This is a genomic window from Bacteroidales bacterium, from assembly GCA_014860575.1.
In the GTDB taxonomy this organism is placed as follows: domain Bacteria; phylum Bacteroidota; class Bacteroidia; order Bacteroidales; family JAAYJT01; genus JAAYJT01.
Map to the genome: position 1 here is coordinate 38,560 of JACZJK010000040.1, position 14,068 is coordinate 52,627.

Annotated in this window: 12 protein-coding genes; 6 read left to right on the top strand and 6 right to left on the bottom strand. The window is 42.1% G+C overall.

What is annotated here, in order from left to right; all coding sequences use genetic code 11:
• Positions 1-132: 132 nt before the first annotated feature.
• Together IH597_10860 and IH597_10865 are read right to left on the bottom strand one after the other, a co-directional pair.
• Positions 133-1,968 carry a T9SS type A sorting domain-containing protein gene (locus IH597_10860; GenBank protein MBE0662952.1) on the bottom strand — a complete coding sequence of 612 codons (1,836 nt, stop codon included), beginning with the start codon at positions 1,966-1,968 and terminating at the stop codon, positions 133-135.
• A 122-nt stretch (positions 1,969-2,090) separates the two neighbouring features.
• Positions 2,091-2,693, bottom strand: coding sequence for a DNA-3-methyladenine glycosylase (locus IH597_10865; GenBank protein MBE0662953.1), 603 nt, complete (start codon positions 2,691-2,693; stop codon positions 2,091-2,093).
• 206 nt (positions 2,694-2,899) lie between these two features.
• On the opposite strand from IH597_10865, the gene IH597_10870 reads away from it, so the two are divergent.
• From IH597_10870 to IH597_10880, 3 genes are all read left to right on the top strand, one after another.
• The gene (locus IH597_10870) at positions 2,900-3,676 is read left to right on the top strand and encodes a hypothetical protein (GenBank protein ID MBE0662954.1); all 777 of its coding nucleotides are present in this window, start codon (positions 2,900-2,902) and stop codon (positions 3,674-3,676) included.
• Complete coding sequence (locus tag IH597_10875) at positions 3,676-4,272, top strand: hypothetical protein (GenBank protein ID MBE0662955.1); 597 nt, start codon at positions 3,676-3,678, stop codon at positions 4,270-4,272. Before IH597_10870 ends, IH597_10875 begins: the two co-directional genes overlap by 1 nt.
• Before the next feature lie 116 nt (positions 4,273-4,388).
• Positions 4,389-5,216 carry a mechanosensitive ion channel gene (locus tag IH597_10880; protein ID MBE0662956.1) on the top strand — a complete coding sequence of 276 codons (828 nt, stop codon included), beginning with the start codon at positions 4,389-4,391 and terminating at the stop codon, positions 5,214-5,216.
• A 98-nt stretch (positions 5,217-5,314) separates the two neighbouring features.
• Here IH597_10880 and IH597_10885 read toward each other — a convergent pair whose 3' ends face one another.
• Positions 5,315-7,006: a T9SS type A sorting domain-containing protein gene (locus IH597_10885; protein ID MBE0662957.1), complete on the bottom strand. Its 1,692-nt coding sequence runs from the start codon at positions 7,004-7,006 to the stop codon at positions 5,315-5,317.
• A 259-nt stretch (positions 7,007-7,265) separates the two neighbouring features.
• Between IH597_10885 and IH597_10890 the strand changes: the two genes are divergently transcribed.
• Positions 7,266-8,009, top strand: coding sequence for a T9SS type A sorting domain-containing protein (locus tag IH597_10890; protein ID MBE0662958.1), 744 nt, complete (start codon positions 7,266-7,268; stop codon positions 8,007-8,009).
• A 39-nt stretch (positions 8,010-8,048) separates the two neighbouring features.
• Here IH597_10890 and IH597_10895 read toward each other — a convergent pair whose 3' ends face one another.
• From IH597_10895 to gcvT, 3 genes are read right to left on the bottom strand one after another with little or no spacing between them, the layout of a single operon-like run.
• Positions 8,049-8,540 carry an HAD family hydrolase gene (locus IH597_10895; protein ID MBE0662959.1) on the bottom strand — a complete coding sequence of 164 codons (492 nt, stop codon included), beginning with the start codon at positions 8,538-8,540 and terminating at the stop codon, positions 8,049-8,051.
• On the bottom strand, positions 8,537-9,274 hold the full coding sequence (locus tag IH597_10900; GenBank protein MBE0662960.1) for a 2-phosphosulfolactate phosphatase: 738 nt from the start codon (positions 9,272-9,274) through the stop codon (positions 8,537-8,539). Before IH597_10900 ends, IH597_10895 begins: the two co-directional genes overlap by 4 nt.
• A 17-nt stretch (positions 9,275-9,291) precedes the next feature.
• Entirely contained in the window at positions 9,292-10,380 is a 1,089-nt protein-coding gene (gene gcvT, locus IH597_10905; protein ID MBE0662961.1) for a glycine cleavage system aminomethyltransferase GcvT, read from the bottom strand.
• A gap of 330 nt (positions 10,381-10,710) precedes the next feature.
• On the opposite strand from gcvT, the gene rho reads away from it, so the two are divergent.
• Positions 10,711-12,687, top strand: coding sequence for a transcription termination factor Rho (rho, locus tag IH597_10910; GenBank protein MBE0662962.1), 1,977 nt, complete (start codon positions 10,711-10,713; stop codon positions 12,685-12,687).
• Between the two features lie 110 nt (positions 12,688-12,797).
• On the top strand, positions 12,798-14,063 hold the full coding sequence (locus tag IH597_10915; GenBank protein MBE0662963.1) for an Nramp family divalent metal transporter: 1,266 nt from the start codon (positions 12,798-12,800) through the stop codon (positions 14,061-14,063).
• The last annotated feature ends 5 nt before the right edge of the window (positions 14,064-14,068 follow it).

The following is a 14,068-nucleotide window of genomic DNA, read 5'->3' on the forward strand; positions in this document are numbered from 1 at the left end:
GCAATTCTAAGTCAATATTATCGAATCCTATAGATCTCTTCAATATTGGCCTTCTAAGCTCTTTGCACCACATGAAAAATCAAAAGGCTGCCTGAGAGGCAGCCTTTTGATTTAAAATTATTGCATTTTACTTTAATCAATCATTACCTTGCGGTTTGATATACCCGCTTCAGTTTCAATTTGAAGTAAATAAATGCCAGGAGCCAGAGATCTGGTTTCAAGATTGGTTGACTTGCCATCAATTCGTTTGCTGAGCACTAGTTGCCCTGTATTGGTAAACAACCTTGCTTCATTCATCTGGTGGTTGGCCTGTATGCGCAGATAATCCGAGGTAGGATTTGGGTAAACCATTACAGAATTAGGTTCTCCCAATTCATTTACTCCCAGAATTACATCAAGCGTTACTGGTACGATCACAACTGGATTAGCAATGTCATTGCTTTTTACTTTTAAGATTCCTTCATAATCTCCAACAGTAAGCAGGGTGGCATCGAATGTGACAGTGTGGTTTGCATCTTCTGCAGGGTCGAGCAGGCCGATGGCGGGCGCAACAGATAACCATTGTGCCATGCCGTCGCCTGTGAGGGTACCGCGAATATTCCAATTGTAATCCAGGCTTGAAACTGTCCAGCCTACACCAGGTTTAATAAAATGGCCGTTAGGATTTGCTGGTCCTGCATCAGCACCGATAGGAAATATGCCACCAACTGCTTGAGCAACCCAATAACCAATCCAGATATCTTCGCCGGTAATTGTAATAGGTGTATTCAGGGTGAGTGTGAACCATCCCGGGAATGTAGCAGCAAAAGCCTGCTCTAAGAGCAGTGGTCCTGGTTCATACGATTCACCTTCTCCGTAAATTCTGATCTTGAAGGCGCAATTTTCAGTATGATAAATGTAGAAATCGACCTGGGTGAGCTCCATGCCGGCATAAGGCAATGTCATACTATGTGGAAATCTTGCTGCTACTTCATAAACGGTTGGATCAGGATATCCAACTCCAGTATCATTAGGTCCATCATAGTTCAGTAAAACATCTTCCGTATTGGATGGAGCGTTTCCGCCGGGTTTGTGATTAGGATCAGCAACCAAATCCATGCCAGTGGTTTTGAATTCATTGTAATAACCGGTGGATTCAGCAATAGCCTGATTTTTTTTATCAGGGAAAGCATAATTTATCTCAATGCTATAATCTAATGGTGCATTTCCAATATTGGCAACGTTAATCATATCTGTGGATGATTCTCCGGTTGAGAGATCAACCATGAATTCTTCAGGAGTAACTTCAACCTGTGGTACAGTTCCTGAGGCAAGCTCAGTAAAGGTGACATCATCAAAGTAGAATTTAGGCGTTTGGCCGGTTGGTGCACCGGCAAAAACGTTCATTCCACCAAGTTGAACAATGCCTTGAACTCCCTGTGAGCTAAGACTCCACTGCCATTCATGAATCAGATTATTATTAATGTAGAGTTCTGCCCAGTCTTCATCAAGGTCAATAATGTTATGGATGAGCACCCATTGATTTTGGGGATAATTAAAAGTAGCGGCATTTTGACCACCGGCATGAACTAATCCTGTGCCATCATTATTAAAATAAACTTCCAACACCCATTCAATACCTGGCGACTGATAGCGCTGAAAATTATAGTAGCCTGCAAAACCTGTTGGAACAAAGTAATACATATCAAGCTGATATTTCCCACTTATCTTGTTTCCAAATCCTAAAACAAGGTCAGAAACACCTTCCACAAGAACCGATTTTGTTGGGCTGTTAGATTGATCATTAACGATAAAAGCATCCTCGGTCGTTCCGGGAGTATTGCTCCATGTGGTCCAGGCATCACTTTGCACTGCAAGGTAACCCCCAACAGTATAGGACTCAAAATCATCTTCATAGATGATCGTTTGTGCGGTGATTTGCATTGTGAATGCAATCAGGGCAAGGGAAAGAAGTAGTTTTTTCATCATAATAATTAATTAGGTTAAACGAAAAGGTTATAGTTGGGCAAATATAACTATTATTGATGCAACTGCGCTATATTATTGCTTAGAAATTTGTTAAAAAACTTTTAATTCCAGATTAAGATGAACTAATTTGCCATTAAATCTTCTGCCTTTTGCGGGCTTATGATGAACCTATAGGGTAGCTGAGCATCTTCTTCAGCATAGGCAATACCAATGCGGGGAGTGCACATTATCTTATGATGATCAATGCTTAAGCCTGTATCTTCAAGCCAAATCAACTCGCCTGCCAGGTCAGTTCCAGTATGGTTTTTATTTATTCTCAGGGCTTTTGAAACCCTTCCCGGTCCACATATGAACCCATTATTAAATGGGGTATCAGCCAGTCGCTGTCTAATGCTTTCTAATCCATGAGTTGCCAAAATGCCACGTATAAGAACCGCATCAGGTACTTCCACGGGGCCGGTAACAATATTAAATAGTGAGTGGATGCCATAACATAAGTAAACATAGGCTACCCCGCCACTTTGATACATTACCCTTGTACGTAGCGTACGTTTCCCGGCATAGGCATGCGAAGCTTTGTCACGAATGCCGGCATATGCTTCCGTTTCAATGATGATACCCCCACAAACCGCACCTTCAAAATTTGTAAACAGGGCCTTACCTATCAAATCCCTGGCGATTTTTGTAACATCTGCTTCCAGGTAGTACGACTGCCTGAGTTTCATGAATGATCAGTTCTTTTGTGTTAATACCATTTTGCCAGCCAAAATTACAAAAGATATGCAAGGTTGCCATAAATCATGGAATTGCCTTGCAAAACCCTGTTATATTATTTTACCTTTGCCATTATAAAAAGTAAGAAACCATATTTTTTATGCCTGCTATTTTTTAACCTTCATTAATCACCATTTAAAAGTAAATGATTAAAACAATGAAAAAGTATCTAATTAGAACACTGTTGTTTGCCTTGATATCCTTTATTGGTGTTCAAACATTGCATGCCCAGGGATCACTGATCCGGAAAGCTAAGGGTCGTGTCGAAGATAAGATCATTGACAAGATCTTCAATGACACAGATGAGAGCAAAGAAACAGAAACAGAAGTAGCTGAACCTGAATCCGCTGAAACTACCAGAAACCGAAAGGGAAGCGGCCTCTCACAGGATGTTCCTGATGTGAATCAGTACATTGCCGATGCTGATGAAGCTTATGCCAATAAGAGCTACTCCGAAGCAAAAGCTGCTGCAAGGCAAGCGATATGGGGTGTTGAAATTGAGATCGGAAATAATATCCTGAAATCGCTTCCCGATAATGTTGAAGGATTGAAAGCTGTTCCCGAAGAAGACCGTGTAACAAGCACAGGTGTTGGCTTTGTAGGCCTTGTGATTGAACGTGTTTACCAGGGAAAGGATGACATGGAGTTAAGGGTCAACATCGGGAATGATGCTGCTTTACTCGGAATGGCCGGTATGTACATGGTTAGTGGAATGTACCAGTCTACCGACGAAACCAACCAGAAGCAGATTCGCTTTAAAGACCATAACGCCACCATCAGCTACGACGATTACGATGGTTACTCGCTGGGAGTTCCATTTGGGCAATCATCTATTTTTGTAGTTAAAGGAGCCAACTTCGAAACCGAAGCCCAGTTTATGGCGGCCGCCAACCATTTTGATATTGACAGAATTAAAAAAGATCTAGGAGAATAATGAAAAATTTAATTTTTACTTTAGTATTTGCCTGCACCCTGGCTGCAGGCCTGAACGCCCAGGATGTAAACGCTCAGCTTAGCGAGGCCAAATCTTCCTATAATTCAGGCGATCTTCAAAGCACACGTTTTGCGCTGCAACAGGCAATCAATGAGATTGATAAAGCTATTGGCGCTGAAATCATGAAAATCCTGCCAACCTCAATGGGGGACTTAAGTTTTATTGAATCAAGCGATAATATTACAGCAACTTCTTCAGGCTTCGCGGGTGTTTTTGTAAGCCGCAGTTATGGTGCAGAAGATGAAACCAATGCATCCTTGCAGGTTATCAGCGATTCACCAATGCTTGCCGGTGTAAACGCACTTCTTGCAATGCCAATGTTTGTAAGCGATCCCAGCCAGAAAAAAATCAAGGTTGGAAGTTACAGGGCATTGCTGCAAAAAACCGAAGACGAAAACGGGGTATCATGGGATGTTCAAATTCCTGTACGATCCACTTTGATCACTTTGCATACTACCGGAATTGACACTGAGAAAGCAGTTACTGAAATGGCCGGCACCATTCCTGTAGACCAGATCGCGAAATTTGCCCAGTAAATGTAAAATACATTTCTAACTCACAGAAGAAAGCCCGGATTGCATCGCAATTTGGGCTTTCTTTCTTATTTTCATAGCTTTGCAAATCACCAATAGATTTAATTAATTCAACTACTATGGAAAACCTGAATTTAAATGAAATCAATTTTGACATGTTTAGGATTTTGTTGGTCGAATACGGCGCCAGGGTGCTTGGGGCTATCCTGGTACTTATCGTTGGTTGGCGGATAATCGCAATGATCAGGCGGGCAATGACCAGGGTAATGGACAAACGGGAAATCGACCCCTCTCTCAAATCCTTTTTACGGGGTTTGTTTGTGAACCTGCTCAGGATCATGCTTATCATCAGCATACTTGGCATGGTAGGCATTGAGATGACTTCTTTCATTGCAGTAATCGGCGCCGCAGGTCTTGCCATTGGATTAGCTCTTTCTGGCACACTGCAAAACTTCGCCGGTGGAGTGATCATTCTTTTATTAAAGCCATTTAAAGTTGGAGATTTTGTGGAAGCACAGGGATATGCAGGTACAGTGAAAGAAATTCAGATTTTTAACACCATCCTGAAAACAATTGATAATAAAACAGTCATCATCCCTAATGGGGTACTTGCCACGGGATCAATGATCAATTTTTCTACCGAACCAATGCGGCGGGTTGACTGGACATTTGGTATTGCTTATGGCGACAACGCAAGCAAGGCCAGGGATTTGCTTTTGGATCTGATGAAATCTGATGAACGCATTGTCGCAGAACCTGAACCTTTTGTCGCAATTTCAGCGCTTGCCGATAGCTCTGTTAATTTCACCGTGAGGGCATGGGTCAAATCCGCTGATTATTGGACTGTATTTTTTGAGATGAACCAAAAGGTGTATGAAGCCTTCCCGCAGAATGGGCTGAACATTCCGTTCCCGCAAATGGATGTTCACTTATCTCAGCAGAAATAATATTGGGAATATCAGTTTATTAATAAAAATGCTGATAAGGTTCGCATAAATACCGAACCTTATCAGCACTTTTAAGTTGTGGGTTTGTATGTTTGGCTCTAATTGACTACTGTTATTTTTTGTGTCAATGTTTGATCGCCGATTAAACCCCTGATGAGATACATCCCTGGTTTCAAGGCGCTCGCATCAACAATTAGCTGATGCATTCCTGCGTCAAATTTCCCTTTGGCTAATTGCGATTGCAATTGTCCCATAAGGTTGTAAACAGCTACCTCAATCTCAGTATTTGTTGCAAGGCTGAACTCAAGAATGCCGAAGTCATGTACAGGGTTTGGGAAAAATACAACCTGTCCTGCTTTATCCGGTTCATTTATACTCAATGTATTGCCTACATCAAATTGCGCTTTAGCCATGCTGCCAAAGGTTGTGCCAAGCAAAATCTGGGTATTCGTACCATAATACAAAAGGAAAAATCCCGGCGGCTGAAGTCCGTTTCCGGCAGCATCGTTAATTGTGAATTCATAGCATCCCAGGTTGTCGAAAGGCAAAGCGATTTCATGGATTTCACCAGGGACTGTATAAGAACCGCCGCTGAAAACAACTTCTCCACTCATATCTTTCACGTCCCATGTAATATCCTGGGGGCTGTTATCAAGGCGAAGTCTTAACTTCACCTCGTTCGGGGTGGCAATAGAACGGTCGAAAGAATAAGTTGCAATATTGTTGTTTTCAAAACCATCTGTTGTGCCGTTTACATTTTCAAGGATAATTTCGAGTTCGTTTTCCGGCAGCACCACATAGGCTAATGCGGGAAGCTCTACCTGTTCTGTTTCCAGGAAGTCCAGATTACCGGTCCAGTTGTATATCATTGGTTCTTCACCATTCGTTGAATAAACGATATCCATCGAGATTAATGGATCGGAGCCATAATTGGCAACAGTCACAATGGGTGCAAGGTTTCCTGAACAGTCGGTTGGAGCAAGGTTCGAAATTTTTAGCAAAGCTGCATCTGTGTCGAAGTACGCCAGGAAAAGTTCATTGTCGCTATTGGCAGCCTGTTGAACACTTTTTGATACATTTTGCTGCACAAAACCAACAACACCCAACTGGCTCATATTATAAATATTTGCCAGTTTCCATGATTCTTTAATGATAATGTAGTCGCCTTCCTGCCAGGCAGTTGCCAGGTCAGTTCCATTTTGGTTTGGAAGCATCTTTTTCATTACATCATGAAATACCATTTCACCGTTGCTACCGGGAGGTGATGTGAAAGTGATTGTTTTCTCAATCACAACCATATGGGCTTTAAAAGTGCCTGTGATATCCTGCGCTGCCCTTATTCGCATAATCACATGAATTGAGTCCTGTGCAGTCGAAAGGTAATGATGCATGTCAATCTCAAAAGGTGATGGCAGCGCGTAATACTGATCTATCAGGGCCTGTGTGAACCCATGAGGTCCTCCGGGATAACTAAATCCTGCGCCGGAAGGTTTGTATCCGTCGATCACTGCAGTTGGAACCCCATTAATGTTATAATAGGAAACCCGTGCATTGTTTTCAGCAACATTATGATTGTGCATGGGATCGTAACCTGGAAAATACCAGTGATACTTTATAGCGGTAAGTTTATGCCTGTTTGCATTCAACAGGGCATCAAATGCAGGGTTCTGAGAGGCGCAAGGGCCGCAGGAAGCGTTGGTTGCTTCTTCAATAAGAACGAGGCGTTGTGTTTGGGCAGAGATTCCCAGAGAAAGGCTTGCGAAAAATAAAAGAAGTAAAATGTGTTTCATGGCTCTGATATTGAAATGAATATAAATGTGAGGACAAAACTTTTTTGTCTCTTGATCAATCGTTTATCATTTGCAAAGTTGACTGCAAATATAAGCCATGTAAAGCATAAAGGCCGCTATCTTCAACCTGAATCTTTGATTTTTTTGTTATAAACAGGATTGTAGATATGATTTTTCATGAAAAGAACTATCTTTGTACATTCAAATAAAATCCTGCACGATTATTGCTTTAGCTATTTGCTCTTAAATTTCACACAATATGAAAAAAATAGTTTTACTCCTTCCGATCCTTTTGTTGACCTTTTTTGTAGCATTTTCGCAAAGCTTTACGCTTTCCGACGCCAATGGCCCGTTAACACACGATACAATTATTGAGATACTCGCACCACCCAGTCAGGATGTTGTGGAAGTTCATGTTTACATGACCAATACTTCCTCACAGGAAATAAACCTGCTAGTAAAAAAACAAGAGTTAGAAATTCTTGAGGGTTCGATGAATACTTTTTGTTTTAATCAATTATGCTTCCCGCCTCATGTCATGGTGGCGCCTTATCCCCTTTTAGTGCCGCCGGGAGTGACTACGGGAGACATTGATTTTTACGGAGATTATTATCCTTTCGGGATTTCAGGGCATTCTTTAATCAGGTATACTTTTTTTATAGAGCAAAACCCCAATGATTCTCTAAGTGTTGTGATCAAATATATAACAGGAAATGTAGGGATCAGCGAACATTTTGCCAGCAAATCTAAAATTTCCAAACCTTACCCAAACCCTGCTTCTTCCTCGGTTTCATTTGATCTGGACTTGCCCTTGCAAGTTGGTGATGCAGGAATAGTTATCAGAAACCTACTCGGCGCCGAAGTGATGAGATTCCCAGTGAACAACCGGACAGGAAGGATAACTTTACCCGTGGAACAGCTTACAGAAGGCTTGTATTTTTACACACTTACAATCCAGGGCGATTACCCGGTACAAACTGGTAGAATCGTGATCCAGAAATAGGTTTATACCCTATCTCTGAAGTTCATGGTTTCAAAATTTTTATAAATAATTATTCAGGATCGCAGGCAGTTCATTCCATTTGGCTAGGATGTGATCAGCCTGTGGATAATTTCCTTCGATCCTTTTTTCATGGAACCAAATAGTGGTCAGTCCGGCTTCTTTTGCCGGGGCAATATCTTTTTCATAAAGATTGCCGATGGAAATGCAGTTCCCTGAAACGTTATTAACCGCCTTTGCGATCCGAATAAAAAACTCCGGATCGGGCTTTGCGCACCCGAGTTCGGAAGAAGAAAAGAAGTGATCAAAGTATTGATCAGCGCCCACTCGTTTCAGCGCAGCAATCATGTCGGTTGTATCAGAATGTTTTGCGCTGGTGGCTATGCAACAAACGAAATTCCTGCTTACTTCTTCCAGCATTTTTTCTGCGCCGGGCACCCATTCCACCCTTTCCCAATCTTTCATTGCGCCGCCAAGATCCAGGTCCCTCATGATGGTATCACCCCAGTCAAAAATCAATGTGTTTTTTCTCACGACATTTCAGTGTTTATCAGGTTATTGATCTTTCCATCCTCGTAGAATGGGATCGCATTGGAAATGTTGAGTCTTGTGCATTGGACTATGTCCTTTTCATAACCCAGCGCTTTTAACCTGCGTGCATGGTTGCAAGTTGATAGCACTTGCGCCAGATCCTTTTTGTTGGCCTTCCACAAATTCGAGGCAACAACTGCAGCATCGGAAGTGATTATGAAAAGTTTGCTTTGCGAGATTTCTTCAACGAATGCCCCTGCGCAAATCGTATCTTCGAGACTGAATTGGTTTTTCCAACCGGCGCATAATATCAATACATGAGTTTGCTGCTTAATAAGATGTTTGCTCAATGCTTCAAGGTTCGAGAAAGCACCCAGATACAGGCGGTTTTCCTTTGCTGCAAGTTGGATGGCTTTGGTTCCGTTGGTTGTGAGATAAACAATGTTTTTCCCGGCAATGGCTCTGTTATCAAAATCGAAAGGGGAGTTGCCTAAATCAGCGTAAGCATGTTTGATCCCATCCTTTTCGCCGGCAATCAAACATCCTTTTTTCTTCCCTTCGAGTGCTTCTTTTTTACTGGCAACCGGAATGATGCTTTCCGCACCATAATCGAAGGCAGCAATCATGGAAGTGGTGGCTCGGAAAACATCCACAACCACCACTATTTGATTTCTTTTTTTATCCGTGAAAGGAAAAAGCGCCGGAGACAAACAAATCTCTATGGATAATGCCTGCATTGCCTTTGCATTGAAATTTAGCCTTTGTAAAACGGAAACTTAACCACTTTGGCTTTGAGGGGTTTGTTGCGAACCATGATACTGATCTGGGTATCAAGTGCGCTGAAGGCTGTTTTCACATAACCCATTCCAACACCGATTTTTAGCGAAGGCGACATGGTTCCGGAAGTTACTTCGCCAATAATATTACCGTCATCATCGGCTATTTCGTAATGCTGGCGTGGAATTCCCTTGTCAATCATTTCGAAGCCGACAAGTTTCTGTGTAACTCCTTCCTGCTTTTGTTTTAAGAGGGAAGTTTTATTAATAAAATCCTTATGATCCGCAAATTTTGTGATCCAACCCAGGCCGGCTTCTATTGGAGAGGTTGTATCGTTTATATCGTTTCCGTAAAGGCAAAAACCCATTTCAAGGCGAAGCGTATCGCGGGCAGCCAAACCAATTGGTTTGATACCAAAGAACTTTCCGGCTTCAAAAACTGCGTTCCATATTGTTTCAGCATCTTCGTTGGCCATATAAATTTCGCAACCGCCTGATCCGGTGTAACCGGTAATTGAGAAAATCACTTCTTTCACTCCTGCAAATTCAATTTTCTTAAAAGTGTAATATTCCATGTCCATGATAGGATCCGGAGTGAGTTTCTGCATAGCTTCCAGCGCCTTTGGTCCCTGCACAGCAAGTTGGGATATTTCGTCCGAAGCATTATAAAGTGAAGCGCCGAACTTGTTTTGGGAATTTATCCAGTTCCAGTCTTTTTCGATGTTCGATGCATTGACAACAAGTAAATAGGTTTCGGCATCAACACGGTAAACAAGCAAGTCGTCAACAATTCCGCCGTTTTCATTCGGGAAGCAGGAGTATTGAATTTTACCGTCATAAAGTTTGGATACATCATTTGAAGTTACCCATTGCAGAAAGTCAAGAGCTTTGGGTCCTTTTACCCAAATCTCGCCCATGTGTGAAACATCAAATACTCCAATGCCTTTCCTCACAGTTTCGTGTTCAATATTAATACCTTCAAATTGAACCGGCATAATATACCCGGCAAAAGGAATCATTTTTGCGCCCATGGCTTCATGAAATTTGCGGAAAGCTGTGCTCTTCATAATCGTGTAGTTTTAATATTAGAGGGTCGTGTTAAAGTAAGGCAAAAGTACTAAATTGTTTAAGCTGAAATAATTTTCTGGCAGATAATAGCATCTCCTGATTCTATCTTTTTAAATGTGCACGTTTCTTTTTTACCTTGGTGAAGGACTATATTTAGTTCATGAAAAAATAAATATTTGTTAATCAGATTTTAGTTTTATCTTTGCATCATCATTTTCATCTCTGACTCTATTTGATTCTTCCTGAATTTTCAGTTAAGACCTTTTCTTATAAACAATTAACCAGCACGATTTTCTAATGCTGGCATTCCAAACACTCATTATTATTTTATGTACGACATAGTTGAATTAAACGGCAAATTAGTAGCTGATTTAAAAGAGATTGCCCAGAATCTTAAAATTCCGCGGTATGAAAAACTCACAAAGCAAGACCTGATTTACAAGATCCTCGATCATCAGGCTTTGAATCCCCCCCAGGATATTCTTGATAAAGAACGAAAAGCCGATAGTCAACCACGCGGCAGACGAAAACGGATAATCAAAGAGGACAAAAGAAGCGATAACAAACCGCGACAGGAGAGGGATGACAATAAGCCCCGTAACGATCGCCCCGAGATCAAACCTATGCAGGAAAGAACCGGCGGTAAACTTCTGCATGAAAGTGCTGGTGAAAAACCTCGTCAAGAAAGAACTGAACACAAACCACAGCAGGCAACTAGGCCAGAACCGACACCACAGCCTGAGACTGTACAACCGGAAGCAAAACCACCCGTTGCTGAAAACCAGCCCAATCTGCCTGAAAAGGATGGAGCCCGTCATGATGACCGCAACAGAAAACCTGGAAAAGGTAACTTTCACCAGGATGATCGCAGAAAACCAGGCAGAAAACCGCATTCCTCTCAAGATAAGCAATCGGTAATTGAAGAACTTAAAACTTTTGAAGTTGATAATGGCGAACTAATCATTGATCCTGTTATTGAAAACCCTGTTGCTGAAAACGTTGAAACAAACATTTCAGAGATTCCTGAGGTAACACAAAATGAATCAGAAAGCCAGGCCGAAGTTGCAGCAACCGAATTGCAACAAGAACCCGATCGCCAGCAACGGGATCGCCATCAGGGTCAGAAAGATAATTTCAAGCCACGCTATCCTGAGAAGCGTAGAGATAACCAGGATTCATTTGCTGATTTTGAAGGCATCGTGATCAGCGAAGGCGTACTCGAAATAATGCCGGATGGGTATGGATTTTTGAGATCATCCGATTACAATTACCTGAATTCTCCCGACGATATTTACGTTTCGCAATCACAGATAAAGCTTTTTGGATTGAAAACCGGAGATACCGTTCGCGGTACTATCAGGCCTCCAAAAGACGGTGAAAAATATTTTCCGCTCATTAAGATTGAGCTTATAAATGGTCGCACAACCGATGAGGTTCGCGATCGTATTCCTTTTGACTTTCTCACACCTTTATTCCCTGAACAGAGATTCAAGATTACAGGGCACAAGAGCGAAACCCTGTCAACACGCATCATTGACTTGTTCACTCCGATCGGTAAGGGCCAGCGTGGTCTCATCGTAGCACAGCCTAAAACAGGTAAAACAGTTTTGCTTCAGGAAATAGCGAACGCAATAGCCGCCAACCATCCGGAAGCTTACATGATTGTTTTACTGATTGATGAAAGACCTGAAGAAGTAACAGATATGGCTCGTAATGTTAAAGCCGAAGTAATTTCTTCAACTTTTGATGAGCCAGCCGAAAAACATGTACGCATTGCGAACATTGTGCTCGAAAAGGCAAAACGACTGGTTGAATGTGGCCATGATGTTGTAATTCTGCTCGATTCAATTACACGTTTGGCCAGAGCTTACAACACTGTTTCCCCTGCATCGGGCAAGGTATTGTCGGGTGGGGTAGAGGCCAATGCCCTTCAGAAACCCAAAAGGTTTTTTGGCGCAGCCAGACAAATTGAGAACGGTGGTTCACTTACAATTCTTGCCACGGCACTTATTGATACCGGTTCGAAAATGGATGAGGTTATTTTTGAAGAGTTCAAAGGCACCGGTAATATGGAACTGCAACTCGATCGGAAACTCGCCAACAAACGCATCTGGCCTGCCATTGATATTGTAGCTTCTAGTACGCGCCGTGAGGAACTACTGGTTCAGAAAGATTTGTTGCAGCGCTTGTGGATACTCAGGAACCATCTTGCTGATATGAACGCAATTGAAGCTATGGAATTTCTTAAAGACAGGATCAAGTTTACACAAAACAACGAAGAATTCCTGATCTCGATGAATAGCTAGAAACTAAATGCAGATATAACGGGTTACTTGAATGCATGGCAGGAGAGTAACCTTTTTTTATTTTACTTGTTTCAGAAACCTGTCATTATTGCTCAATCAATACTGTGGTGATGCGAACCAGGAATAATATCAGAATTTTTTTCAGGATACTCGGACCGGGGCTTATGTATGCCGGGGCTGCAGTGGGAGTATCGCACCTGGTGCAATCAACAAGGGCGGGCGCTGCTTATGGTTTTGATCTTCTGCTCATTGTTGTCATTGTCAATGTAATAAAGTATCCTTTTTTTGAAGCTGCACCCCGATATGTTCTCGGCACCGGAAAAAACCTTATTGAAGGTTATCACAGACTTGGCAAATACGCCGTCATTATCCTTGCGGTTCTTACGCTGATCACCATGTTTCCGATTCTGGCGGCTGTTTCTATTGTCACCACGGGAATATTCAGCCATGTATTTTCAATTGGCATGGATATCAATCATCTAAACACCATACTGCTTCTTGTGCTTATGCTGATTGTTTTGCTGGGTCAGTACAAAACCCTTGATAAAATAATCAAATGGGTTATTATTGCATTGGCTGTTTCAACTTTATTGGCTGTGGCGTTTTCCGCACGAAGCGGTTTTGAAACCGGAAATTTTACCAATCACTTTGACTGGTTCAAGCGGGTTGATATCCTTTTTCTGATTGCCCTGATTGGTTGGATGCCAGCTCCTATAGATGTTTCGGTGTGGAGTTCAATGTGGTCCGAAGCCAAACTGAAAAACATGGGCAACAAACTTAAGCTGCGCGGAGCTTTACTTGACTTTAAAATCGGTTATTGGGGAACCACATTTCTTGCAGTAGCGTTTGTGTTGCTCGGAGCTTTTGTTATGCAGGGCAGCGGCGAAACCCTTGCAGCAGACGGAACCGGGTTCGCAAGGCAACTCATCAGTATGTACACTAGCAGCCTTGGATCATGGACCTATCCTGTAATTGTGATTGCAGCGCTGTCAACCATGCTCAGCACAACGATTACCGTACTGGATGCGTATCCACGCATTTTGCGTCCTATTACCGAAATCCTTGTTCCAAGGTTCAAAGATGAAAAAGAAGGTCAGAATAAAATTTATCGTTTCTGGATGTTTACTTTGGTTGCCGGAACGATAATTTTGGTGAATTATTTATCCCAACCCATGCGGTTTATGGTTGATCTGGCCACTACACTTTCTTTTGTGACCGCGCCTATTTTCGCGGTTCTTAATTATAAGGTTCTAACACACAGCAATCTGCCGCTGCACGCAAGGCCTGCAAAGTGGATGCGGGTTTTTAGTATTTTTGGAATTGTATTTTTATCGCTTTTCAGCATTGTATTTATCATCTGGAGATTTTTTATCTAACACCT